This window comes from Actinomadura decatromicini, from assembly GCF_008121305.1.
Classification (GTDB): domain Bacteria; phylum Actinomycetota; class Actinomycetes; order Streptosporangiales; family Streptosporangiaceae; genus Spirillospora; species Spirillospora syzygii.
Map to the genome: position 1 here is coordinate 401,589 of NZ_VSRQ01000003.1, position 25,241 is coordinate 426,829.

Annotated in this window: 20 protein-coding genes; 10 read left to right on the forward strand and 10 right to left on the reverse strand. The window is 72.3% G+C overall.

Going from position 1 to position 25,241, the window contains the following annotated elements:
• Nucleotides 1-128 precede the first annotated feature (128 nt).
• Complete coding sequence (gene mshB / locus FXF68_RS15670) at nt 129-1,016, reverse strand: N-acetyl-1-D-myo-inositol-2-amino-2-deoxy-alpha-D-glucopyranoside deacetylase (protein WP_148759796.1); 888 nt, start codon at nt 1,014-1,016, stop codon at nt 129-131.
• A 71-nt stretch (nt 1,017-1,087) separates the two neighbouring features.
• Nucleotides 1,088-2,572 (reverse strand): serine/threonine-protein kinase, encoded by a 1,485-nt coding sequence (locus FXF68_RS44460; RefSeq protein ID WP_148759798.1) that lies wholly within the window; start codon nt 2,570-2,572, stop codon nt 1,088-1,090.
• Nucleotides 2,573-2,736: 164 nt separating this feature from the next.
• On the opposite strand from FXF68_RS44460, the gene FXF68_RS15680 reads away from it, so the two are divergent.
• Nucleotides 2,737-4,818, forward strand: a complete 2,082-nt coding sequence (locus FXF68_RS15680) for a S9 family peptidase (protein WP_148759800.1) — start codon at nt 2,737-2,739, stop codon at nt 4,816-4,818.
• Nucleotides 4,819-4,900: 82 nt separating this feature from the next.
• The gene (locus tag FXF68_RS15685) at nt 4,901-5,224 is read left to right on the forward strand and encodes a nitroreductase family deazaflavin-dependent oxidoreductase (protein WP_222869956.1); all 324 of its coding nucleotides are present in this window, start codon (nt 4,901-4,903) and stop codon (nt 5,222-5,224) included.
• A gap of 19 nt (nt 5,225-5,243) precedes the next feature.
• Here FXF68_RS15685 and FXF68_RS42365 read toward each other — a convergent pair whose 3' ends face one another.
• Both FXF68_RS42365 and FXF68_RS42370 read right to left on the reverse strand, forming a co-directional pair.
• Nucleotides 5,244-7,058: an ABC transporter ATP-binding protein gene (locus FXF68_RS42365; RefSeq protein WP_187437945.1), complete on the reverse strand. Its 1,815-nt coding sequence runs from the start codon at nt 7,056-7,058 to the stop codon at nt 5,244-5,246.
• Nucleotides 7,055-8,842: an ABC transporter ATP-binding protein gene (locus FXF68_RS42370; protein WP_222869957.1), complete on the reverse strand. Its 1,788-nt coding sequence runs from the start codon at nt 8,840-8,842 to the stop codon at nt 7,055-7,057. The genes FXF68_RS42365 and FXF68_RS42370 overlap by 4 nt, the downstream gene beginning before the upstream one ends.
• A 313-nt stretch (nt 8,843-9,155) precedes the next feature.
• Between FXF68_RS42370 and FXF68_RS15695 the strand changes: the two genes are divergently transcribed.
• The 6 genes from FXF68_RS15695 (at nt 9,156) to FXF68_RS15720 (ending at nt 16,082) form a co-directional block, all read left to right on the forward strand.
• Entirely contained in the window at nt 9,156-10,382 is a 1,227-nt protein-coding gene (locus tag FXF68_RS15695) for a PP2C family protein-serine/threonine phosphatase (RefSeq protein WP_246178723.1), read from the forward strand.
• A gap of 196 nt (nt 10,383-10,578) precedes the next feature.
• Nucleotides 10,579-11,268 (forward strand): succinate dehydrogenase cytochrome b subunit, encoded by a 690-nt coding sequence (locus FXF68_RS15700; RefSeq protein ID WP_148759806.1) that lies wholly within the window; start codon nt 10,579-10,581, stop codon nt 11,266-11,268.
• A 2-nt stretch (nt 11,269-11,270) separates the two neighbouring features.
• On the forward strand, nt 11,271-13,208 hold the full coding sequence (locus tag FXF68_RS15705; protein WP_148760762.1) for a fumarate reductase/succinate dehydrogenase flavoprotein subunit: 1,938 nt from the start codon (nt 11,271-11,273) through the stop codon (nt 13,206-13,208).
• Entirely contained in the window at nt 13,208-13,960 is a 753-nt protein-coding gene (locus FXF68_RS15710; RefSeq protein ID WP_148759808.1) for a succinate dehydrogenase/fumarate reductase iron-sulfur subunit, read from the forward strand. Before FXF68_RS15705 ends, FXF68_RS15710 begins: the two co-directional genes overlap by 1 nt.
• A gap of 22 nt (nt 13,961-13,982) precedes the next feature.
• Nucleotides 13,983-14,726: an arginase family protein gene (locus FXF68_RS15715; protein ID WP_148759810.1), complete on the forward strand. Its 744-nt coding sequence runs from the start codon at nt 13,983-13,985 to the stop codon at nt 14,724-14,726.
• Nucleotides 14,727-14,810: 84 nt separating this feature from the next.
• Nucleotides 14,811-16,082 (forward strand): MFS transporter, encoded by a 1,272-nt coding sequence (locus FXF68_RS15720; protein WP_425458599.1) that lies wholly within the window; start codon nt 14,811-14,813, stop codon nt 16,080-16,082.
• Here the strand turns inward: FXF68_RS15720 and FXF68_RS15725 are convergent.
• The 5 genes from FXF68_RS15725 to FXF68_RS15745 form a co-directional block, all read right to left on the reverse strand.
• Nucleotides 16,079-17,080, reverse strand: coding sequence for a LysR family transcriptional regulator (locus FXF68_RS15725; RefSeq protein WP_148759812.1), 1,002 nt, complete (start codon nt 17,078-17,080; stop codon nt 16,079-16,081). The two genes, FXF68_RS15720 and FXF68_RS15725, sit on opposite strands and share 4 nt — an antisense overlap.
• Before the next feature lie 77 nt (nt 17,081-17,157).
• Nucleotides 17,158-17,856: a Crp/Fnr family transcriptional regulator gene (locus FXF68_RS15730; protein ID WP_148759814.1), complete on the reverse strand. Its 699-nt coding sequence runs from the start codon at nt 17,854-17,856 to the stop codon at nt 17,158-17,160.
• Between the two features lie 370 nt (nt 17,857-18,226).
• The gene (locus FXF68_RS15735; RefSeq protein WP_148759816.1) at nt 18,227-18,997 is read right to left on the reverse strand and encodes a succinate dehydrogenase/fumarate reductase iron-sulfur subunit; all 771 of its coding nucleotides are present in this window, start codon (nt 18,995-18,997) and stop codon (nt 18,227-18,229) included.
• Nucleotides 18,994-20,994, reverse strand: a complete 2,001-nt coding sequence (locus FXF68_RS15740; RefSeq protein ID WP_148759818.1) for a fumarate reductase/succinate dehydrogenase flavoprotein subunit — start codon at nt 20,992-20,994, stop codon at nt 18,994-18,996. Before FXF68_RS15740 ends, FXF68_RS15735 begins: the two co-directional genes overlap by 4 nt.
• Before the next feature lie 10 nt (nt 20,995-21,004).
• A complete protein-coding gene (locus FXF68_RS15745; protein ID WP_148351219.1) occupies nt 21,005-21,835 on the reverse strand; it encodes a hypothetical protein in 831 nt (276 codons plus the stop codon).
• Nucleotides 21,836-22,338: 503 nt separating this feature from the next.
• Here FXF68_RS15745 and FXF68_RS15750 point away from each other — a divergent pair.
• Nucleotides 22,339-23,901 (forward strand): LCP family protein, encoded by a 1,563-nt coding sequence (locus tag FXF68_RS15750; protein WP_187437946.1) that lies wholly within the window; start codon nt 22,339-22,341, stop codon nt 23,899-23,901.
• A gap of 19 nt (nt 23,902-23,920) precedes the next feature.
• Here the strand turns inward: FXF68_RS15750 and FXF68_RS15755 are convergent, their stop codons facing one another.
• Entirely contained in the window at nt 23,921-24,541 is a 621-nt protein-coding gene (locus FXF68_RS15755) for a prepilin peptidase (protein WP_148759822.1), read from the reverse strand.
• 404 nt (nt 24,542-24,945) lie between these two features.
• Here FXF68_RS15755 and FXF68_RS43870 point away from each other — a divergent pair, with 404 nt between their 5' ends.
• Nucleotides 24,946-25,236 (forward strand): DUF4282 domain-containing protein, encoded by a 291-nt coding sequence (locus FXF68_RS43870; protein ID WP_246178724.1) that lies wholly within the window; start codon nt 24,946-24,948, stop codon nt 25,234-25,236.
• The last annotated feature ends 5 nt before the right edge of the window (nt 25,237-25,241 follow it).

Consider the following 25,241-nt stretch of genomic DNA (forward strand, 5'->3'; position numbering starts at 1 on the left):
CGGCCGGAGGCCGCCAAGGCCGGAGGCCGCCCGACCCGCCGAGCGAGGGGCCGTTTCCCGAGAGCGACCGCGATTCGGGAAACGGTCCCTCGCGAGCAACGGGGGTTCCAGGGGGTCGCCCCCCTGGGTCAACACAACCCTGCTAGGAGGTCTGTCTCTCTTCTGCCTTGGCCCAGGGGGCCCAGGTCGCCTGTTTGGAGGATGAAGTACTCCGTGCCGAACGCCTGTTGGCCCAGGTTGTTCGACAGGGCGAAGAACGGGCCGACCTGTTCGGGGGCGACGGTGATCTGGGTGCGGTGGGCGCGGAGCGCGGCGAGTTTGGCGGGGAGGTGGGCGCGGGCGTCGACGACCGTGGTGACCTGGCCGTCGGGGACGCCGGAGCCCAGTTCGTCCAGTCCGGCGACGCGGGCGAAGGGGAGTTTCGCCTCGCGCATCACGGCGATGGCGCGGGCGAGGACGGTCCGCGGCGTGGCGTAGGCGTAGAACTTGGCGGCCCGCCAGGGCTCGGCGCCGTCCTCGTGGGACGGGTCGGCGGCCAGTTCGAACGCGCGGCGGGTCACGCGGTGCGCCTGGATGTGGTCGGGGTGGCCGTAGTTGCCGCGCTCGTCGTAGGTGACGATCACGTGCGGGCGCTGCTCCCTGATCACGGTGACGAGGTCGCGGGCGGCGGTGTCGACGTCGGCCTGCCAGAAGCAGCGCGGGTCGTCGTTCGTCGGCGCGCCCATCATGCCGGAGTCGCGCCAGCGCCCGGGTCCGCCGAGGAAGCGGTGGTCGCGGACGCCGAGCGCCGCGCACGCCGCGGCGAGCTCGCCGATGCGGTGCTCGCCGAGGCGGTCCTCCTTGTCGGACGCGAGGTGGCGCAGCTCCTCGGGGATGACCTCGCCCTCCTCGCCCAGCGTGCAGGTGACGAGGACGACGTGGGCTCCCTCGGCTGCGTACTTGGCCATGGTCGCCCCGGTCCCGATGGACTCGTCGTCCGGATGGGCATGGACGAACAGGATCCGCGGCTCCTTCATAGTCAACGAGCCTACTCAGGGCATGGACCGCCGGTGGTGACCGCCCTGCCCGCCGTGTCGTCCGGCCGCGATCAGCCGCCGGTGCCGAGGCCGCCGGCGCCCGTGCCGGCGCCGCCGCCTCCGCCGCCACCGCCTCCTCCTCCGCCACCGCCGCCGCCCGGTCCGCCGGTGCTGCCGCCGGTGCTGCCGGTCGTCGGGGTCTCGGTCGGCGTCTCGGTCGGGGTGTTCGTCGGCGTGCCCTCGTCAGTAGGGGTGTTGGTGGGGGTCGGGCGCTCCGGCGGGGGCGTGTTCTGGCGGGTGCGCGTGCGGGTGGGCGTCGGCTCGGTGGGCTGCTCCTCGGTCGGGGTGTCCGAGACCGACGGGGAGTCGCTGACGGACGGCGTCACCGGGGTCGTCGGCGAGCCGTCGCCGCGGGTCGCGATGAAGACGCCGACGATGATCGCGAGCGCGGCGATCGCGGCGACGGCCGCGACGATCGGCCACTTGGACTTGCGCTCGGGCTCCCAGTTGTCGTAGCGGCCGCGTCCCGGCGGGCCGCCGCCCCCGTACGGGGGGCGCGCGGGCGGCAGGTTGCCGGTGTAGTCGGCGGGCGACACCCGCCGGGTCGCCCCGGCTCCGGCGGCGGCGGCCGCGGCGGCGGGGAGCCCGCCCGCGGCGAGCGTGGAGCCCTCGGCGAGCATCGAGGTCGCCTGGGCCGGGTCGTCCATCCGGGTCTGCCCGAGGGCTCCGGCGGCGCCGACGGCGCCCGGGCCGCCGGGACCGCTGCCGATCAGCGCCATCATGAGCTGCTGCGCGGTCGGCCGCCGCTCCGGCTCCTTGACCAGGCACGCGGCGATCAGGCGGTGCAGGTCGGCGGGGACGCCGTCCAGCGACGGCGGCTCGTGCATCACCCGGTTGATCACCGCGACGACGGTGTCGTCGCCGAACGGCGGGCGCCCGGTCGCGGCGAACACGATCGTGGTGGCCCAGGCCCACACGTCCACGGCCTCGGTGAGGGCGGCGCCCGCGACCTGCTCGGGGGCCATGTAGGACGGCGTCCCGATCGCCTTGGTCGCGTTGGTCTGGCCCGTGTCGAAGGCCCGCGCGATGCCGAAGTCGATCACCCGGGGCCCGTCCGGCGCCATGATGACGTTGTGCGGCTTGAAGTCGCGGTGGACGATCCCGGCCTGGTGGATCGCGACCAGCGCGGTCGCGGTGCCGATGGCGAGCCGGTCGAGCGCGGCGCCGGAGATCGGGCCGCTCTCGGTAACCTGCGCGTACAGGGACGGGCCCGGCACGTACTCGCTGGCGATGTAGGGCTGGTCGCCCGCGACGTCGGCCTCCAGGACCTGCGCGGTGCAGAACCGCGCGACCTGCTTGGCCGCCTGCGCCTCGCGGACGAACCGGTTGCGCGCCATCGTGTCGACGGCCAGGTCGGCGCGCAGCAGTTTGATGGCGGCCTTGTTCCCGGAGGCGTCGACGCCGGCGTAGACGACTCCTTGGCCGCCCTCGCCGAGCCGCTCGACGATCTCGTACGAGCCAAGCCGCCGGGGATCTCCCGGCTGCAGCTCCGGCATTGACCACTCCTCAGCCGCGGTGACGAAATGTGCTTTGGGAAGCTTTGAGCTTACGCGAGCCTGGACGGGGGCACCGCTCATTCCGCGGCGGCCCCGCGACGACCCGTGATCATAGGGGCAGAGGGGCCCGGCGCGCCGCCGTTCCAGCCTGGCAGACTCGGTTCATGAGCATCAGCTATCCGCGGCAGAGCGCCCGCACCCGACGGTTCAGCCTCGGCGTCCCGCGCGCCTTCCAGATCGCCCCGGACGGGACGCGCGTCGCCTTCCTGCGCACGCGGGCGGGCGACGACCCCGTGACCTGCCTGTGGACGCTGGACACCGGAACCGGGGAGGAGCGCTGCGTCGCCGACCCGGCGGGCCTCGACGTCCCCGGCGAGGAGAACCTGCCCGCCGAGGAGCGGGCCCGGCGCGAGCGGGCCCGCGAGCAGGCGGGCGGCATCGTCGGCTACGCGACCGACCGGGCGATGCGGCAGGCCGTCTTCACCTTGGGCGGCCGGCTCTACGTCGCCGACCTCGACACGGGGCTCGTCCGCGACCTGCCCGCGCAGACGCCGGTGTTCGACCCGCGTCCCGACCCGGCGGGGCGGCGGATCGCCTATGTGTCCGGACGGACGCTGCGGCTCATCGAGATCGACGGGACGGGCGACCGGGCGCTCGTCCAGCCCGAGTCCGCCCAGGTGTCCTACGGCCTCGCCGAGTTCGTCGCGGCGGAGGAGATGGGCCGGATGCGGGGCCACTGGTGGTCCCCGGACGGCGGGACGCTGCTCGTCTCCCGCGTCGACGAGACGCCCGTGCAGCGCTGGCACATCGCCGACCCCGCGAACCCGGAGACGGTGCCGACCGAGATCGCCTATCCGGGCGCGGGCACCCCGAACGCGCTGGTGTCGCTCGTGCTGTTCACCGTGGAGGGCGGCCGGGTCGCCGTCGCGTGGGACCGGGGCGAGTTCCCCTACGTCGTCACCGCCGCGTGGGACCGGCACGGCCTGCTGATCGTCGTCCAGCCGCGGGACCAGCGGTCGCAGCGGGTGCTGCGGGTCGACCCGACCAACGGCGAGACGGCGCTGCTGCACAACGAGCACGACCCCGACTGGACGGAGATCGTCCACGGGCTGCCCGCCCGGACGGACGCGGGCGACCTCGTCTGGGTCACCGAGGACCGCTCGGCCGAGACGCGGCGGCTGACCGTCGCGGGCGAGCCGGTCACGCCCGCCGGGCTCCAGGTGCGGTCGGTCCTCGGCGTGGAGGGCGGCTCGATCCTGTTCACCGGCTCGGAGGAGCCGACCGAGGTCCACCTCTACTCCGTCACGGGTGGCGAGGTGACCCGGCTGACCGAGGGCGCGGGCGTGTTCGGCGGCACCAGGTCCGGCGCGATCACCGTCGTGACGGGGGCGCGGCTGGACCGGCCGGGCTCGGAGGTCGAGGTGCGGACGCCGTCCGGGACGCACCCGGTCGCCTCGCTGGCGGAGACCCCGGTGATCACGCCGAAGGTGGAGCTGCTGCGCTCCGGCGACAACGAGATCCGCACCGCCGTGGTGCTGCCGTCCGGGTGGCGGCCGGGCGACGGGAAGCTGCCCGTGCTCGTCGACCCGTACGGCGGGCCGGGCGCGCAGCGGGTGCTCGCCGTCCAGCGGATGTACTGCGAGCCGCAGTGGCTCGCCGACCAGGGCTTCGCCGTGGTGATCGCGGACGGCCGCGGCACTCCCGGCCGCGGCCCGTCCTGGGACCGGGCGATCCGCGGCGACTTCGTGGAACCCGTCCTGGACGACCAGATCACCGCGCTGATCGAGGCGGCCCGCCGCAACCCGGCCGCGTTCGACCTCGACCGGGTCGGCATCCGCGGCTGGTCGTTCGGCGGCTGGCTCGCCGCGCTCGCGGTGCTGCGCCGCCCGGACGTCTTCCACGCCGCCGTCGCCGGGGCCCCGCCCACCGACTGGCGCCTGTACGACACCCACTACACCGAGCGCTACCTCGGCCACCCCGACGAGGAGCCGGAGAACTACGAGGCGAACTCGCTGATCGGGATGGCCGGGGAGCTGAAGCGCCCGCTGATGGTCATCCACGGGCTGGCGGACGACAACGTCGTCGCGGCGCACACGCTCCGGCTGTCGTCGGCGCTGCTCGCGGCCGGGCGCCCGCACACCGTCCTGCCGCTGTCGGGCGTCACGCACATGACGTCGCAGGAGGTCGTCGCGGAGAACCTCCTCCACCTGCAGGTCGACTTCCTGAAGAACGCGCTGGCGCGCTGACCTCCGAGAGATTTCCGAAAGGGTGATGGCAGTGCCGATCCCGGGATTCGTGGCCCGTGTCAACCGGGTGGCGACCAACAGGGTGACCAAACCGTTCGCGGCGCGCCTGCCCGGGTTCGGGATCGTCCTGCACAAGGGGCGCCGGACCGGGCGCGTGTACCGGACGCCGATCAACGTCTTCCGCGTGCCCGGCGGCTACGTCGCCGCGCTCACCTACGGCCCGGAGTCGGACTGGGTGCGGAACGTGGTCGCGGCGGGCGGCTGCGACCTGGTGACGCGGGGCGAGCGGATCCACCTGACCGACCCGAGGATCGTGCACGACGAGACGCGGCGGGCCGCGCCCGCCGCCGTCCGGCCGATCCTCGGGGCGATCGGGGTGAACGACTTCCTGCGCCTGTCCGACTGAGCCACCGGCCGCGGGACGCTCAGGCGCCGTGCCAGGAGCGCCAGAGCGCGGCGTAGGAGCCGTCCGCGGCGATCAGCTCGTCGTGGGCGCCGAGCTCGGTGATCCGGCCGTCCTCGACCACGGCGACGCGGTCGGCGTCGTGCGCGGTGTGCAGGCGGTGCGCGATCGCGACGACGGTCCGGCCGTCCAGGACGGCGGCGAGCGAGCGCTCCAGGCGGCGCGCGGCGCGCGGGTCGAGCAGGGACGTCGCCTCGTCCAGGACGAGCGTGTGCGGGTCGGCGAGGACGAGCCGCGCCAGCGCGAGCTGCTGCGCCTGCGCGGGCGACAGCGTCTCGCCGCCGGACCCGACCGCGGCGTCGAGGCCGGGGCCGTCCCAGTCCACCGCCGCGAGGACCCGCTCGACCTCCGCGTCGGACGCGCCCGGCCGCGCCATCACGAGGTTCTCGCGGAGCGTGCCGCGGAACACGTGGTGCTCCTGGGTGACGAGCGCGACATGGCCGCGCAGGTCGTCCAGGGGCAGCTCGACCAGCGGCACGCCGCCGACCGTGACGGCGCCCGAGCGCGGGCCGTCGACCCCGGCGAGGAGGCGGCCGAGCGTGGACTTGCCCGCCCCGCTCGGCCCGACCATCGCGAGCCGCTCGCCGGGTCTCAGGTCGAGGTCGACGCCGTGCAGGACGTCCTGCCCCGGCCGGTACGCGTACCGGACGTCCCGCGCCGTCAACCGCTCCCCCGACGCCTTCCGGCCTCCGTCGGCCGCCCGGTCGTGTCTCTTGTGGGGGGACGACCCCCCACGCCCCCCGGCAGCCGCCAGACCGGCTCCCTCCACTCCGCTAGAGCTCCGTTCCGGGAGCCGGTCGGGCGGAACCTCGCCGACGCCCAGCAGGCGGGCGAGGGAGGCGCCGCCGAGTTGGAGTTCGTCCAGCCAGGACAGCACCGTGTCCACCGGCTCGATCAACTGCTGGGCGTACAGGGTCGCGGCCGTCACCTGCGCCAGCGTCGCCATGTCGTGGATGTAGAGGTAGCCGCCGACGACCAGCGTCGCCACGACCGGCAGCACGAACGACATCTCGGCGACCGGGAACAGCACCGTGCGCAGGCGCAGCGTGTAGCGCTCGACCTTGTAGGAGTTCGCGATGTCGGCGTCGCCGCGGGCGTGGCGGCGGTCCGCGAGGCCGAGGGCCTCGACCGTCCGCGCGCCCTGGACGGTCTCGGTGAGACCGTCCGCTATCTGCGACCAGGAGGCGTTCTCGCGCAGGTAGCCGCCGTGCGCGCGCGGCAGGTACCAGCGCATCACCGCCCACAGCAGCGGGACGCCGACCAGCGCGGGCAGCGCCACGAGCGGGCCGTTCAGCATCAGCGCCCCGACCGTGAACCCGCTCACGACGAGCGCGACCATCGTCTCCGGCATGGCGTACCTGACGGACGTGCTCAGCGTGTCCACGTCCCGGGACGCGCGGGTGACGAGGTCGCCGGTGCCCGCCCGCTCGACCCGCGACAGCGGCAGCGCGAGGACGCGGTCGACGAACTCCTCCCGCAGCTCGGCGAGCACACGCTCGCCCAGCCGCGCGGACTCCAGGTAGGCGTACCGGGTCAGCACGCCCTGGACGATCACGAACGCCGCGATCGCGAGGCCCGTCGTGTCGATGGCGGCGCGGCCGTCCCGGACGTCCTCGACGAGCGCGCCGAGCAGCCGCGGCGTGACGAGGCCCGTCACGGCGGCGAGCGCGTGCAGGGCGAGCACCGCGGCGAGGTGCCGCGGATGCCGCACGACGAGCCGCCGCGCGTACGCGCGGACCTGGGCCGGGCTCGCGACCGGCAGCGTCTCGGCGCTCACGTCCCCGCCCTCTCCGTGCTCGTCTTCTGGGTGCTCGTCTTCTGGGTGCTCGTCTTCTGGCTCGTGGTGGTCTCGCCTCGGGTCACCGTGGCCTCGTAGCGGGGTTCGGCCGCCAGGAGGTCGCGGTGCGTCCCCTCCGCGACGACCCTGCCGCCGTGGAGGTACACGACGTGGTCGGCGCGGTCCAGGACGAGCGGGCTCGTCGTGCAGACGACGGTGGTGCGCCCCGCGCGCGCCGGGCCGAGCCTCTCGGCGATGCGCGCCTCGGTGTGCGCGTCCACCGCGCTGGTCGGCTCCACCAGGACCAGGACGTCCGGGTCGGCGATGAGCGCCCGCGCCAGGCGGAGGCGCTGCTGCTGTCCGCCGGAGAACTCGCGCCCCGCCTCGGCGACGTGCGCGTCCAGCCCGGCGGAGTCGACGACGTCCTCGGCGCACGCGGCGCGGACGGCCGCCCGCAGCGCCGCCTCGTCGCCGTCCGGCGCGAGGCACTCGCGCAGCGGCCCGGAGAACAGCCGGTCCTCGTTGACCGCGACCAGGACGCGCCTCCGGACGTCCGCGACCGCGTGCAGCGGGACGCCGCCGAAGTCGACCTCGCCGGGCGCGTACCGGCCGAGCCGGTCGGCGACGGCCTGCGCGTCCCGGGGGTCGGCCGCCGCGACCGCGGTGACCCGGCCCGGCCGCACGACCAGCCCGGACGCGATGTCGACCAGCTCCGCGTCCGCCTCCGGCCGGACGGTCCCGGCGTCCGGCAGCTCGGGGTCGAGGGACAGCAGCGTCGTCACCCGGCCCGCCGCCACCAGGCCCTTGGTGATCTTCCCGGCGGCCTCGCCGAGCGTCTTCAGCGGGACGATCAGGAACACCGCGTACCCGTAGAACGAGACCAGCTCGCCGACGCCGATCGCGCCGCGCGCGGCGAACCGGGCGCCGACCCAGGTGACGAGCGCGATCAGCAGGCCGGGCAGCAGGACCTCGGCGGCGTTCATCCGCGTCTCGGCCCGCGCCGCCGCGACCCCGGCCGCGCGCACCCGCTGCGACTCCGCCCGGTACCGGGCGGAGAACAGCGCCTCGCCGCCGATGCCGCGCAGCACCCGCAGGCCCGCGACCACGTCGGTGGCGTGCGTGGTCAGCTCGCCGACCAGCTCGCGGTGCTCCAGCTCGCGGTCCCGGTACGGGCGCAGCAGCGGCGCCGCGATCGCCAGGATCAGCGGGACGCCGACCAGCACGATCAGGCCGAGCGGCGGCGACGCCGACAGCAGGATGCCCGCCACCGCGATGATCGCGACGACGGCGCCCGTCCCGCGCGACACGATGTCGAGGGCGTCGCCGACGTGCCCGACGTCGGACAGCCCGATGCTGACCACCTCGCCCGCGCTCAGCCGCTTCGGCAGCGTCCCGCCGAGCCGGGTGGCCTGCCGGGTGACGACCTGGATCGTCCGGTACGCGGCGGCCAGGAAGTTGTAGACGGCGAGCCGGTGCCGGAACGCCCCGCTCACCGCCTGCGCGACGCCGAGGGCGAGCAGCGCGCCCGCCCACCCGAGGAGGGCGCGCTCGTCCCGCGCCGCGACGCCGTCGCCGATGGCGCGGCCGAGCGCGGCGGGCATCAGTGCCTGGCTGAGCATCCACACCACGCCGAGCGCCGCGCCGGCGGCGCAGCTGCGCCATTGGACGCGCAGCAGCCACAGCAGGTATCGGGCGGGGGATCCGCGGTCGGCGGAGCGGGGGGTCGTCCCCCCTCGTACGGCGTGGTCGGGACTGCCAGGATCTTTCTCCGGCAACGACTTCACTCGACGAAGGTTATGCAGTCGATCGTCCGGAGTTCGACTGGTTTTTCGCCTGCGCCGATACGTTCCGGACCGTCCGAAAACGGGGCCGCGGTCGCGTTCCAGGGGTGCGTCGGGCGGCCGGAACGCGCTAGGGTCGGACCGACGGAGCGGCGATCATCCGCTCCTTGAGCCGGGACCCCGGCGGCTAGGCCAACGCCGCTTCCCCGGCGCGGCCTGTACCGCTCCCCCGCGGCCGCAGTACCAGCCGCGGGAATAAACGCGGGACGCCCGGCCGTTGCCAGTGCCGTCGACAGCCCGACTTCGCGGAAGCCTTGTGAGCACCATCAGCCATCAGACGCGCCCCTTCGCAGCGGGCACCGAGGACAGGGTCGACCTGCTCCTCATCGACGACGACCCCGCCGACGTCAGCATGGTCGAGAAGATGCTCGCCGAGAGCGGCATGGACGCGGGGATCACCGTCGCGCCCGACCTCGCCGCGGCGCGCCGCGCGCTGACCCGGCGCGTCCAGTGCATCATCGTCGACCTGTCCACCCCCGGCATCGACCGGCTGGACGGGCTGCGCGAGGTCCTCGCGATGTCCGGCGCCGCCGCCGTGGTCGTCCTGACCGGCCTCGACGACGCCCACCTCGGCGTCCGCGCGGTCGCCGCCGGCGCCGAGGACTACCTGGTCAAGCAGGAGGTCGACGCGCCGCTGCTGGCCCGCGCCGTCCGCTACGCGATCGAGCGCAAGCGTTCGGAGGACACCGAGCGCCGACTCGTGGAGGCCCGCATCCTCGGCCGTGAGAACGCCCGGCTGGAGCGCGGCCTGCTGCCCGTCCCGCTGATCGACGACCCGGCGCTGCGCCACCACACCCGCTACCGTCCCGGGCGGCGCCGCGCGCTGCTCGGCGGCGACTTCTACGACACCGTGCAGACCGAGGGCGGCGCCGTCCACCTGATGATCGGGGACGTGGCCGGGCACGGCCCGGACGAGGCGGCGCTCGGCGTCCAGCTCCGGATGGCGTGGCGGACGCTCGTCCTCGCCGGGCACACCGGCGACCAGCTCCTCGGCACGCTCGACACCGTCCTCGGGCACGAGCGGCGCAACGAGGAGATCTTCACCACGCTCTGCATGATCACCATCGCGCCGTCCCGGCGGACCGCGCGGATGCACCTCGCCGGGCACCCGGCCCCGCTGCTGTTCCGCACCGGCCCGGGCGGCTCCGAGGTCAGCGCGCTGCCCGAGTACGCGCACGGCCCCGCGCTCGGCCTCGTCCCCGGCGCGGAGTGGCCGACCACCGAGATCGACCTCGGCGCGTCCTGGGGCCTGATGCTCTACACCGACGGCCTCATCGAGGGGCGCGTCGGCCAGGGCTCCGACCGCCTCGGCACGGACGGCCTGGTCGAGCTGGCCCGCACCGCCCGCGCCTCCGGCGCCACCGGCCGCGGCCTCATCGACGAGCTGGTCACCGAGGTCGAGCGCCTCAACGGCGACGTCCTCGCCGACGACCTCGCCGTTCTCCTCCTCACCCACGACCCGAACGCGGTGGGCCCCCGCTGACCGCCGCGCGGCGCCGTCAATGTCCGCTGCGTCACGCCCGGCAGGAGTTCCTCGACCGGCTGTGAAGTCCCTCACCTGGGCTTATGTCGGAATCGGGACCAAAGTCCCTGCTGCTTGTATTCATAGCCTGCGGCTATCGAAACGAGTGGCCTGATGACTTGGAAGTATCCAGCCTCGTCTGCCTAACGTGCGGGTCGTGGCTGTAGCGATACCTGCGATCTACCGGACGACCGTCGGCAAGAAGGCCGTCATGGCCGTGACCGGCGGCGTCCTCGTGCTGTACCTGGTCGCGCACATGGTCGGGAACCTGAAGATCTTCCTCGGCGCGGAGGACTTCAACCACTACGCGGAGTGGCTCCGCACGATGGGCGAGCCCGCGGTGCCGCGCCGGACGGTGCTCACGCTCATCGAGGTGGTGCTGGGAGTGTCGGTCGTCCTGCACATGTGGTCGGCGGTGTCGCTCGCGCGCCGCGCCTCGGCCGCGCGGCCGGTCAAGTACCGGTCGAAGAAGAAGTCGCACGCGCAGGGCTACGCCGCCCGCACGATGCGGTACGGCGGCGTCATCATCGCCGTCTACGTCGTCTGGCACCTGCTGGACCTCACGTTCTTCGTCGTCAACCCCAAGGGCTCCGACGCCACCCCCTACGAGCGCATGGTCGCCGACTTCGACCCGTCCCGCTGGTACATCACGGTCTGGTACGTCCTCGCGCTCGTGCTCGTCGGCCTGCACCTCAACCACGGCATCTGGAGCGCGTTCCAGACGCTCGGGCTGCGCACGCCGCGCAGCGAGCGGGCGCTGCGCGGCCTCGCGGGGACGGTCGCCGCGCTGGTGACGCTGGGCTTCGTGTCCGTCCCCCTGTCCATCACGTTCGGGTGGGTGAGCTGATCATGTACGACGACTTCTACGACTCCGGTGCGCCGATCGCCGACGCGAAGGCGCCGAAGGGCCCGATCGAGGACCGCTGGACGACCCGCAAGTTCGAGGCCAAGCAGGTCAACCCGGCCAACAAGCGCAAGAAGAAGATCATCATCATCGGCACCGGGCTGGCCGGCGGCTCGGCCGGGGCGACGCTCGGCGAGGCCGGGTACCACGTCGTCCAGTTCTGCTTCCAGGACTCGCCGCGCCGCGCGCACTCGATCGCCGCGCAGGGCGGCATCAACGCCGCGAAGAACTACCGCAACGACGGCGACAGTGTGTACCGGCTGTTCTACGAGACGGTGAAGGGCGGCGACTTCCGGTCCCGGGAGTCGAACGTGTACCGGCTCGCCGACATCTCCCGGAACATCATCGACCAGTGCGTCGCGCAGGGCGTCCCGTTCGCCCGCGAGTACGGCGGCCTGCTCGACAACCGCTCGTTCGGCGGGACGCAGGTCTCCCGCACCTTCTACGCCCGCGGCCAGACCGGCCAGCAGCTCCTGCTCGGCGCGTACCAGGCGCTGATGCGGCAGGTCGAGGCCGGGAACGTGGAGCTGTACCCGCGGCACGAGATGCTCGACCTGATCATGGAGGACGGGCGGGCGCGCGGCGTCGTCGTCCGGAACCTGATCAACGGGGAGATCAAGCACCACACGGCGGACGCGGTGGTGCTGGCGTCCGGCGGCTACGGCAACGTGTACTTCCTGTCGACGAACGCGATGGGGTCGAACGTCACCGCGTCGTGGCGGGCGCACCGGCACGGCGCGCTCTTCGCCAATCCCTGCTACACGCAGATCCACCCGACGTGCATTCCGGTGAGCGGCGACCACCAGTCGAAACTGACGCTCATGTCGGAGTCGCTGCGCAACGACGGCCGCGTCTGGGTGCCGAAGAAAGCCGGGGACACGCGGAAGCCCGCCGACATTCCCGAGGACGAGCGCGACTATTACCTGGAGCGCATCTACCCGTCGTTCGGGAACCTCGTCCCGCGCGACATCGCGTCCCGCGCCGCGAAGAACGTGTGCGACGAAGGGCGCGGCGTCGGCCCCGGCGGGCTCGGCGTCTACCTCGACTTCGCCGACGCCATCGGCCGGCTCGGCCGCGACAAGGTCGAGGCGAAATACGGCAACCTCTTCGAGATGTACGAGCGCATCACCGGCGAGAACCCCTACGACACGCCGATGCGTATCTACCCGGCCGTCCATTACACGATGGGCGGGCTGTGGGTGGACTACGACCTGGAGTCGACCATTCCGGGGCTGTTCGTCATCGGGGAGGCGAACTTCTCCGACCACGGCGCGAACAGGCTCGGCGCGTCCGCGCTGATGCAGGGCCTGGCGGACGGCTACTTCGTCCTGCCGAACACCATCGGCGACTACATCGCCCGCAACGCCCTCGGCCCGGTCGCCGAGACCGCCGTCGCCGAGGCGGAGGAAAGGGTCCGCACCCGCATCGAGAAACTGCTGTCGATCGACGGGGACCGTTCCGTCGACTCCTTCCACCGCGAACTCGGCCACATCATGTGGGAGTACTGCGGAATGGAGCGCACCGAGGAGGGGCTGCGCAAGGCCCTCGCCCTCATCCCCGAACTGCGCAAGGAGTTCTGGACGCGCGTCAAGGTCACCGGAAAGGGCGAGGAGCTGAACCAGCAACTGGAGAAGGCGGGCCGCGTCGCCGACTTCTTCGAGCTGGCCGAGCTGATGGTGATCGACGCGCTGCACCGCACCGAGTCCTGCGGCGGCCATTTCCGCGCCGAGAGCCAGGACGAGGACGGCGAGGCCAAGCGCGACGACGACGGGTTCTCCTATGTCGCCGCCTGGGAATGGGCCGGGGAGGACGGACGGCCCGTCCTCCACAAGGAGGCCCTCGAATTCGAATACGTCAAGCCGACCCAGAGGTCGTACAAATAATGAAGCTCACACTGCGCGTCTGGCGCCAGCGCCGTCCCGAGGACAAGGGCGCGATGGTCGAGTACGAGCTCGACGACATCTCCCCCGACGCGTCGTTCCTGGAGATGCTGGACGTCCTCAACGAGAAGCTCATCGCGTCCGGCGAGGACCCGGTGGCGTTCGACCACGACTGCCGCGAGGGCATCTGCGGCATGTGCTCCCTCGTCATCAACGGCACCCCGCACGGCCCGGAGCGCGCCACCACGACCTGCCAGCTCCACATGCGCAAGTTCAAGGACGGCGAGGTCATCGACGTCGAGCCGTGGCGCGCCGCCGCGTTCCCGGTGGTGAAGGACCTGGTCGTCGACCGGTCCGCGTTCGACCGGATCATCCAGGCGGGCGGCTACATCACCGCGCCGACCGGCACCGCGCCGGAGGCGCACGCGACGCCCGTCCCGAAGCCGGACGCCGACCAGGCGTTCGAGGCCGCCGAGTGCATCGGCTGCGGCGCGTGCGTCGCGGCCTGCCCGAACGGGTCGGCCGCGCTGTTCCTCGGCGCGAAGGTCACCCACCTCGGGCTGATGCCGCAGGGGCAGCCGGAGCGCTGGGACCGCGTCGTGTCCATGCTGGACACCCACGACGCGGAGGGGTTCGGCGGCTGCACCAACACGGGCGAGTGCACCGCCGCCTGCCCGAAGGGCATCCCGCTGGACGTCATCGGCCGCCTCAACCACGACTACCTGAAGGCCACCGCGGGCGGGAAGAAGCGCTGACGCGATCTTCTAGTGTGATCGCATGACGATCACTCTGGTCCCCTACCACCACGACGAACGCCTCCCCGAGTCGACGTTCCCGCTGCCCCGCGCGGACGTCGTCGAAGTGACCCGTCCGCTGCCGGACGGCGACGTCTGGACGCGTCTCGCCGCGCTCTACGGTCCGGTGTCCGCCGAGGTCGCCGGCCAGGTCGGCGGCGGGACGCGGCCCACGGTCGTGTCGGGCGACTGCATGACGGCCCAGGCCGTCCTCGCCGGGCTGCAGAAGGCCGGCGTGGACCCGTCCGTCGTCTGGTACGACGGGCACGGCGACATCCACTCGGTGGAGAGCTCGACGTCCGGCTACATCGGCGGGATGTCGCTGCGCCAGATCCTCGGCGACCATCCGGAGCTTCTCGCCGACCGGCTGGGGTTCCGCCCCGTGCCCGAGGAGCGCACCGTCCTGGTCGACGCCCGCGACCTCGACCCCGCCGAGGCGGAGTTCCTGGCCACCGCGAAGGTGCGGCGCAGCCCGGTGGACGACGTCGTCCTCCCGGACGGCCCGATCCTCCTGCACATCGACCTGGACGTCATCGACGAGGCCGAGGTCCCCGGCATCAAGTTCCCGGCGGGCGCAGGACCCTCCACGGACGCCGTGATCGCCTCCGCCCGCCGCGTCCTCGCCACCGGCCGCGTGGCCGCCCTCGACGTGGCCTGCACCTGGGACCCGCCCGAGAACGACGACACCCACCGCGCCGATCTCCTGGAAGCCCTCCTGGCCCCGTGACCCCCGACGGGATGGCCGGATGTTTGCGGTGAATGGCATTCCTGCCACTTTTCCTCGGGCGGGCGGAGGACGCAGAGTGGCCGGGTGATCAAACGTGTTCATCGGGCCTGGTTCGTCGCGGCCGTGGCGTTCGTCGCGCTGGTGGGGGCGGCGGGGTTCCGGGCGACGCCCGGCGTCCTGATCGTGCCGCTGCAGGACGAGTTCGGCTGGTCGCGGGCGACGACGTCGGCGGCCGTGTCGGTCAACCTCGTCCTGTACGGGCTGACGGCGCCGTTCGCGGCCGCGCTCATGGACCGGTTCGGGATCCGGCGGGTCACCGCCGTGGCGCTCGTGCTGGTCGCGGCGGGCAGCGGGCTGACCGTGTTCATGTCGGCGTCGTGGCAGCTCGTCCTGTGCTGGGGCGTGCTGGTCGGGCTCGGCACCGGGTCGATGGCGATGGTGTTCGCCGCGACCGTCACCGGGCGGTGGTTCGTCCGGCACCGCGGGCTCGTCGTCGGCGTGCTCACCGCGGGCGGCGCGGCCGGGCAGCTCGTGTTCCTGCCGCTGCTGGCGTGGCTCGTCGACGAGTACGGCTGGCGCTCCGCGTCGCTGACCGTGGGCGGGGCCGCGCTGGCGGTGGTGCCGCTCATCGTGCTGGTGCTGCGCGAACGTCCGTCCGACGTGGGGCTGCTTCCCTACGGGGCGACGGTCGCGCAGCCCGACCCGCCCCGGAACCGGGACGCCGCGCGGACGGCGCTGCGTGCGCTCTCCAAGGCGTCCAGGACGAAGGCGTTCTGGCTGCTCGCAGGCGGCTTCTTCATCTGCGGCGCGTCGACGAACGGGCTGGTCGGGACGCATTTCATCCCCGCCGCGCACGACCACGGCATGGCCGAGACGACGGCGGCGAGCCTGCTCGCCCTGGTCGGCGTCTTCGACATCGTCGGGACGATCGCGTCCGGCTGGTTCACGGACCGGCTCGACAGCCGGAAGCTGCTCGGCTGGTACTACGCCCTGCGCGGGCTGTCGCTGCTCGTCCTGCCGATGCTGTTCGCGGATTCACCCCATCCGAGCATGCTCGTCTTCGTCATTTTCTACGGGCTGGATTGGGTCGCGACCGTCCCGCCGACCATCGCGTTGTGCCGGGAGGTGTTCGGGCCTACCGAAGGCACCATCGTTTTCGGATGGGTGTTCACGGCGCATCAACTCGGCGCGGCCGTGGCCGCCACGGTCGCGGGAGTGCTCCGCACGTCGCTCGGCTCCTACACGCTCGCGTGGTGGGGCGCGGCGGTGCTGTGCCTGTTCGCGGCGGGAATGTCGATGTCCATCGGACGGACGCGCTCGGAAACGGTGCGGATTCCCGAGCCGACCGGGGTCTAGTCGCTGACGAGGTTCTCGACCCCGGCGGGGAGGTTTCCGGCGAGGCCCGCTTCGACGAGGAACGTCTGCAAGGTGTCCTGGAATGCGCGTGCCGCGTGGGTGAGTTCGACGTCCTTGCGGTGGGCGAGCGCGACCGTCCGGAGCAGGCCGGGGCCGTGGCGGCCGCGCCGCGCCTCCTCGTCGGGTAGGACGAGCGGCGTGCCGCGCAGGCCGGGCCGCCCGGCGAGGACCATGCTCGGGACGACCGCCACACCCAGCCCGACCTCGACGAACCGCAGCACGGCGTCCATCTCGCCGCCCTCGACCGCGAACCTCGGCTCGAACCCGGCGGCCCGGCACGCGCTGATCGTCGCCTCGCGCAGGTCGTATCCGGGACGGAACATCACCAGCGGCCGGTTCCGCAGATCCTCGATGCGCAGAAAGGAGCGGCGCGGCAACCGCGCGGCCTTGGCCGCACGCTCCGGGACGTTCCGATCGGGCCCTGCCGGAGACGCCACCACCAGGTATTCGCGCAGTATCGGAACGGTGTCCAGCGGCGGGTCGCCGTGCAAGGGGAGAATGACCAGCGCCAGGTCGAGGGACCCCCGGGTCAGTTCCCGGACGAGGTCACGCGACCCGCCCTCCTCGACGATGAGCTGGATCCCCGGATAGGTGTCGTGGAAACGGCGGAGGACGTCCGCCAGAAGGCCCGCGCACAGGGACGGCGTCGCGCCGAGCCGCACCCGCCCGCGTTTCAGGCCCGCCAATTCCTGCACTTCCAGCCGGGCCGTGTCGACGTCCGCGAGAATGCGCTTCGCGAGCGGCAGCAGCGCCTCGCCGGCGGGCGTCAGCGTGATGTTCCCCCGCGCCCGGCTGAACAGCGAGACGTTCAGCTCGCCCTCCAGCGCGCGGATCTGCTTGGACAGGGACGGCTGCGCCACCCGCAGGATCTCGGCGGCCTGCGTGAAGTGGCGGACCTCCGCGACCGCGACGAAGTAGGCGAGCTGCTGCAACTGCACCCGGCACAGCGTACGTGCCGGACGGGCGGCCGGTACGAACCGGGTCGCGACCAGCGAGTCTCCGCGGTGACGGGAGCTCAGCGGGCGTGTCTGCGGAGCGCCTGGAGGTCGTGGACGATCAGCCGCCGCCGCCCCGTCTCGATCCAGCCGTGCGCGCGGAGCGTCCGCAGCGCCTTGCTGACCGCCTCCCGGGACGCGCCGACCCACCCGGCCAGCTCCTCCTGCGACAGGTTCAGCGTGATGCGGACGCTCTGCCCGGCCGCCGCCGGGCCCGACCGCCGCTCGTAGGGGACGCCGAACCGCTCCGCCAGCTCGACGAGCCGCTGCGCGACCCGTCCGGTGGCGTCGAACATGCCGAACTCGGCGCGCTTGCGGTCGGCGTCGCGCCACCGCTGGCACAGCATCCGCATGATGATGACCGAGACGCGGCCGTGGACCTGGAGGAACGCCATGAACTCGTCCGCCGTGACGGCGAGCGCCCGCACCGGTTCGAGGGCCTCCACCGACGCCGACCGGGGCAGCCCGTCGATCGCGGCGACCTCGCCGAGCAGCGCGCCCGGCCCGCGCACCGCGAGCAGCGCCTCCCCGCCCTGCTCCCGGTAGGAGAACGCCTTGACCCGCCCCTTCAGCAGGACGGCGACCCAGCCCGGCCGCTCCCCCTCCACGAAGAGCGTCGCCCCCCGTTCGAAATCGCGGACGCGGCCGCGCGACTCCAGCTCCGCGCGTTCCACCGGGGTGAGCTCGGTGAGAAACGAACCCGTTTCGAGGGCGCTCATGCCACCACGCTAAAGGGACCGGGCCGTCCCGTGGTCCCGGGAAGCAATCACGGTTCAATCACACGCTCTGTGCACAAATGCCTTTTCGGGACGGAAGCGGCGGGCGAGGGTGGGACCTGGCGTGTACGGCCGGAAGGCCGGCCGGCGTCCCGTTCCTCGCCGAGGCGAGCGGCGGAACGGCGGGCGGCGGCCCGGGGGCACGCCGCCCGTCGTGTTCCGGGAGCGCCGTATGCCAGAGCGCCGACTCCCGCGGCGGAACCGCGAACGTCCCCCGCCGCGCGGGGCGGCGGGGGACGTTCGCGAGGGCATGATCCCAGGTCAGGGCACCAGGTCAGGGCACCAGCTCAGGCCACCAGGTCAGGGCGCCGGGTCAGGCCGAGGGCGTGTCCTGGCCCTTCTTCACGATGCCGAGCTTGCTGCCGAGCCACACGACCGGGTCGTACTTGCGGCCGACGACCCGTTCCTTCATCGGGATCAGCGCATTGTCGGTGATCTTGATGTGCTCGGGGCAGACCTCGGTGCAGCACTTGGTGATGTTGCAGAAGCCGAGGCCGTGGTCCTTCGCCGCGATCTGCCGCCGGTCGGACTGGTCGGCCGGGTGCATCTCCAGCTCGGCGATCCGCATCAGGAAGCGCGGGCCCGAGAATTCCGGTTTGTTCTCTTCGTGGTCACGAATCACGTGACAGACGTTCTGGCACAGGAAGCATTCGATGCACTTCCGGAACTCCTGCGACCGTTCCACGTCCACCTGCTGCATGCGCAGCTCGCCGGGCTTGGCGTCGCCCGGGTCGAACGACGGGATCTCGCGGGCCTTCTCGTAGTTGTACGAGACGTCCGTGACGAGGTCGCGGATGACGGGGAACGTGCGGACCGGGGTGACCGTGATCGTCTCGTCCGGCTCGAACGTCGACATCCGCGTCATGCACAGCAGCTTCGGCATGCCGTTGATCTCGGCCGAACACGAGCCGCACTTGCCCGCCTTGCAGTTCCACCGGACGGCGAGGTCCGGCGCCTGCGTGGCCTGCAGCCGGTGGATGATGTCGAGGACGACCTCGCCCTCGTTCACCTCGACCGTGTAGTCGGTGAGCTCGCCGTCGCCGTCGTCACCGCGCCAGACCCGGAACTTGGCCTCGTAGCTCATCGGTCGCCCTCCTCGTCGTCCGCGGCCGCGGCGGTCGCGCCGGACCCGGCGGCGGCCTCCGCCTCCTCGGTCCTGACCTCCTCGGCCAGGCCCGCCGGCAGCTCCTCGGCGGTCAGGTACTTCTTCAGCTCGTCGTTGTCGAACAGTGCGAGCAGGTCGTCCCGCATGGGGACCATGTCCTGCCGGACCAGCTCGACGTGCGGGGACGACGGGTCGCCCGCCAGCCTGCAGACGAGGTTCACCTTGCGCCACTCGGCCGACATGCCCGGGTGGTCGTCGCGGGTGTGGCCGCCTCGGCTCTCCTGCCGCTCCAGCGCCGCCTTCGCGACCGCCTCCGACACGAGCAGCATGTTGCGCAGGTCGAGCGCGAGGTGCCAGCCCGGGTGGTAGCCGCGGCCGTCGTTCACCGCGACCGGCTCGACGGCGACGTTCGCGACCCGCTCGCGGAGCCTGCCGAGCGCCTCCAGCGCCTGCTTCAGCTCCTCTTCCTTGCGGATGATGCCGACCAGGTCGTTCATCGTCGTCTGCAGCTCGGCGTGGACGGCGTAGGGGTTCTCGCCGTCCTTGCGCTCGAACGGGGCGAGCGCCTCGGCCGCCGCCGCCTCGACCTCCGCGTCCGGGACGGCGGGACGCGCGGCCAGCGCGTCGACGTACTCGGCCGCGCCGAGCCCGGCCCGGCGTCCGAAGACCAGCAGGTCGGACAGCGAGTTGCCGCCGAGCCGGTTCGAGCCGTGCATGCCGCCGGACACCTCGCCCGCCGCGAACAGGCCGGGGACCTTCGCCGCCGCCGTGTCCGGGTCGACCTCCACGCCGCCCATCACGTAGTGGCAGGTCGGGCCGACCTCCATCGGCTCCTTGGTGATGTCGACGTCCGCCAGCTCCTTGAACTGGTGGTACATCGACGGCAGCCGCCGGACGATCTCGGCCGCGCCGCCCGGCATCCGGTCGACGACGGTGAGGAACACGCCGCCGTGCGGGGACCCGCGCCCGGCCTTGACCTCGGAGTTGATCGCGCGGGCGACCTCGTCGCGGGGCAGCAGCTCGGGCGGGCGCCGGTTGTTGTCGGGGTCGTCGTACCAGCGGTCGCCCTCCTCCTCGGTGGTGGCGTACTGGTGCTTGAAGACCTCGGGGATGTAGTCGAACATGAACCGCTTGCCGTCGGAGTTCCGCAGGACGCCGCGGTCGCCGCGCACCGACTCGGTCACGAGGATGCCCTTGACGGACGGCGGCCAGACCATCCCGGTCGGGTGGAACTGGACGAACTCCATGTTCAGCAGCGTCGCGCCGGACAGCAGGGCCAGCGCGTGCCCGTCCCCGGTGTACTCCCAGGAGTTGGACGTCACCTTGAACGCCTTGCCGATGCCGCCCGTCGCGAGGACCACGGCGGGCGCCTCGAACACGACGAACTTGCCGGTCTCCCGGACGTAGCCGAACGCGCCGCAGATGCGTCCGTCGGCGTCCTTGAGCAGGCGCGTCACGGTCGTCTCGGCCCACACCTTGAGGTTGGCCTCGTAGTCGCCGTGCTCGGCGTGGTCCTCCTGCTGGAGGGCGACGATCTTCTGCTGGGTGGTGCGGATCAGCTCCAGGCCGGTCCGGTCGCCGACGTGCGCGAGGCGCGGGTACTCGTGGCCGCCGAAGTTGCGCTGGCTGATCTTGCCGTCCTTGGTGCGGTCGAACAGCGCGCCCCAGTGCTCCAGCTCCCAGATTCGCTCCGGGGCCTCCTTGGCGTGCAGCTCGGCCATCCGCCAGCTGTTCATGAACTTGCCGCCGCGCATGGTGTCGCGGAAGTGGACCATCCAGTTGTCGTTGGCGTTGACGTTGCCCATCGCGGCGGCGGCGCCGCCCTCGGCCATCACCGTGTGGGCCTTGCCGAACAGCGACTTGGAGATGATCGCCGTCTTCTTGCCCTGGAGGCGCGCCTCGATCGCCGCGCGCAGCCCGGCGCCGCCGGCGCCGATGACCACGACGTCGTACGAGTGCCTCTCGATCTCAGTCATTTCCTTGGCCTCAGTTGAAGATTCGCGGGTCGGAGATGGTGCCGCCGGCCACGAGCGCGACGTACAGGTCGGCCACCACCAGCGAGCCGAGGGTGATCAGCGCGTAGGTGCCGTGCCGCTCGTTGATCTTGGAGACCCAGCCCCACATCCGGTACCGGAACGGGTGCTTGGAGAAGTTCTTCAACCGTCCGCCGACGATGTGCCGGCACGAGTGGCAGGACAGGGTGTACAGCCAGAGCAGCACCACGTTCGCGACGAGGATGAGTGTGCCGAGCCCGATGCCGAACCCGCCGTCCTTCCCGTGGAAGGCGCGGACCGCGTCCCACGTGTTGACCAGGGAGATCAGCACGGCCGCCAGCCAGAAGTAGCGGTGCAGGTTCTGCCCGATCAGCGGGAACCGCCGCTCCCCGGTGTACTTGCCGTGCGGCTCGCGGACGGCGCACGCGGTCGGCGACTGCCAGAACGACCTGTAGTACGCCTTGCGGTAGTAGTAGCAGGTCAGCCGGAACAGCAGCAGGAACGGCAGCGAGATCGCCGCGAACGGGATGAAGCCGCGGGTGCCCGCCGGGAGGAACGTCCCGAACTCCGCCGCATCGCCGGTGTGGCCGTCCACCGTCACGTTGTTGCAGATCTCGTTCAGGCAGGGCGAGTAGAACGGCGTCAGGTAGTGGAACTCCGGGACGTAGAAGGCGGAGCCCCAGAACGCCCGGACGGTCGCGTACACTACCCACGCCGTGAAGATCACGAAGGTCGTGACCGGATACAGGCGCCAGTTGTCCTTCCGGAGCGTGCGTTCCTTGATCTGGGCGCGCGACTTCGCCGGCGCCTCCACAGTGCTCATCGATCGCTCTCCTGAGCTCGGGTCGTCGTGTCCCCGCATCACGGTCTGAGCGCACCCGTGCGGCCGTCGCGCGCGGGGCCGCGCGCCCCGGCGGGGGACGCTCCCGGCGGCGGGTCGCATGCGGGCGGTGACGCCTCGTGTGCGCTTCCAGCGAAGCGACCTTACGCCACCTTCCGGTGGCTGTGACATACATAACAGGCAGACCCCGCTGTGAGTCTGACCACAGACTTTAGACGCCTGAGCGGGGGTGGGAGGCGTCCGCCATCCATAACCAGTTGTTATTGCCGGGCGGAATCGAGACGAGTGCGGTAAGGCATGACGGGTGCTCCGGCCGAACGTGTCCAGGGCGGATGCCAGGATTTCCGCGTGGTTGTCAACAAAAATGGCGGCTCGCGCATCCAACAGGCGTAGGTGCACGCACCGCCGTGAATCCCGCCGCCTCCCCGGAGTGGCGAACCACGAAGACCGCGCCCTGGACCAGGGCCTGGCCCGAGACGGGACCGATGAGCGACGAGAACCCCGGCCGCGACGATCTCGCGGGGGACCCCGCCGACCGCGAGCCGACCGGCCCCGCGTCCGGAACGCACCAGAACGCCGAATCCGAGACCGAGCCCGAGACCGAGGCCGAGGCCGAGGCTCAGCCGGTCGCCGCGACGGCGGATGCCGAAGCGGACACCGACGCCGAGGACGTTCCCCCGAAGGGGCGGAGGCGGTCGCGGAGGATCCTGCGGTGGACCGCGATCGGCGCCGCCGTGGTCGTGCTCGTCGGCGGGGCCGGGGCGGCCTGGCTCTACGACGACCTGATGGGCGGGATCGAGAAGAAGCACGTCGACGACCAGCTCGGCGCGGACCGTCCGAAGAAGCTGAACAAGTCGCTGAACATCCTGCTGATCGGGTCCGACACGCGGGAGGGCGACAACGCGCGGTACGGGGCGGCCGCCGGGATGTCGGGGGCGCGCTCGGACACGGCGATCATCCTGCACCTGTCGCCGAACCGGGACCAGGCGGTCGGGATCAGCTTCCCGCGCGACTCGATGGTGAAGATCCCGCAGTGCAGGAAGGAGAAGGGCGGGACGGTCCCCGCGCAGTTCGGGATGCTGAACGCGGCGTTCGCCTACGCGGGCCCGACCTGCACGTGGAAGACGCTGGAGTCGCTCACCGGAATCCACATCGACCATTTCGTGCAGGTCGACTTCTCCGGGTTCAAGCGGATGGTGGACGCGCTCGGCGGCGTCCAGATCTGCGTCGACAAGCCGGTGAACGACCCGCGCGCCGAGCTGTATCTGAAGGCCGGGAAGCAGACCGTCAAGGGCGAGCAGGCGCTCGGGTACGTGCGGGCGCGGTATTCGCTGGGCGACGGGTCCGACCTCGAACGGATCGAGCGGCAGCAGAAGTTCATGGCGGCGGTCGTCGACAAGGCGACCAGCGGTTCCGTCCTGTCCGACCCGGCGAAGACGTACAAGTTCCTCAAGGCGGCGACGAAGTCGGTGACGACCGACGACGACCTCGACCTGTCCGCGATGCGGAAGCTCGCCGACGGGCTCAAGGGGATGAGCGCCGGGCAGGTGCGGTTCGTGACCGTCCCGGTCGAGCGGTACGCGCCGGACCCGAACCGCGTCCAGTGGAACCAGGAGCTGGCGAAGCCGCTGTTCGAGGCCGTCAAGCACGACAACGACCTGCCCGCCGAGCCCGCGAAGCCCGTCCAGGCGAAGCAGGCGCCGCCCGCCCCCGGCAAGGTGAACGTCACCGTCGTGGACGCGGGCGGGCCGGACCCGCTCGTGCAGCGCGTCGTGCGGCAGCTCAGGCAGCGGGGCTTCAAGGTCGCGAAGAGGGTCGAGAAGGGCGCCGCGGCGCCGGAGAGCCGCATCGTCTACGGGGCCGCCGCGGAGGCGCAGGCGTCGGCGCTCGCGCGGGACGTCCCGGACGCGCTGCTCACCGCCGACGCGGCCGCCCCGGCGGACGGCGTCCGCCTCGTGATCGGGTCGAACGGGCTGCGGCTCGCCCCGCCCGCCATCAACAAGATCGGCGGCGGCGTCCAGGGCGGGCAGAACCCCTGCCGCGACTGACCCGCCCGCCCTCCGCGCGCTAGGAGGAGAGGACCAGGACGGCGAGCAGGGTGCCCGCGAGCATGGCCGGTCCGAAGGCGAACTCGCCTTTCCGGTCCCGCCGGACGATCAGGATCCCGATGCCCATCGCGCCGCCGATGAGATAGGTCGCCAGGAGGCCGAAGACCCAGGTGTCCAGGCCGAACCAGCCCAGGCAGAGGCCGAGCACGCCGGACAGCTTGACGTCCCCCAGCCCGATCCCGGACGGCGTGATGAACGCCTGCAGCAGATACAGCGCGAACAGCGCCGCCATTCCGAGAAGGGCGTGCAGGAAATGGCGGAGGCCGTTCTCGGTGAACGGGGCGGCGGCGGCCAGCAGCGCCGCCGCGACGCCGTAGGACGGCAGCGTGAACCGGTCCGGCAGCCGTCTGACCTTCACGTCGACGACGCCGAGCAGCGCGCCGACCGCGGCGAGGTAGAGCAGCGCGGGCAGGACGGGCTCAAGCCCCACCCGCCATCCGAGCAGTCCGAAGGCGACGGCGGTGACCAGGGCGACCGGCGCCCGGCGCGGCGGGACGTCCCCGACGAAAGGGGCGGTCAGCGGCGCGAGGAGCAGCCCGGCGGCCAGCCCCGCGAGCGCCGACACGAACGCGACGACCATCGACCCACGCCCCGATCCGGACCCTTAGCTCGGCCCCCGCACAATAGCCGCCGCCCGGCGGGGAAGGCGGCCGCCCCACCGCTACACGAACGGTTCCGGCGCGGGTGGACGGCAGGCTCTAGAGTCTTTGTGTAGACGGCCAAACCCTGGAGACGACGGCGATGACGCACCCATCGGACCCCGGTCAACCCCCGCGCCCGGAGGCGCCCGGCCATCCGTCCGGGGCATACGGCCCACCGCCCGGCTCGCAGCCCAACGTGTTCCCTCCTGGAGCGCGGCAGACGGGGCCCATCCCGAGCCCGCGTCCCCCCGCTCCGGGTCAACCCGCTCCGGGACAGCCCGGCCAGCCCGGATACGGCCAGGAGCCGCAGGAGTGGGCACAGCCCGGCCCCAGGCGGAAGGGGGTGCTCGGCGCCCTCCTCGACACCGAGTTCAACGCGCTCGTGACACCGAGCCTCGTCAAGACCATCTACGTCCTGGCGATGCTCGTGATCAGTCTCGAATGCCTGGCCATCCTCGCGTTCGGCGCCTGGGTCCTCGTCGGGACGCAGTACTGGGTGTCGGGTGCCGTGGTGATCCTCGCGACGCCGTTCATCTGGCTGTTCCAGATGCTGGTGACGCGGACGCTGATGGAGGCCGTCGTGGTCCGCTTCAAGCAGGCCGAGTATCTGCGGGTCATCAAGGACAAGCTGTAGGCGGG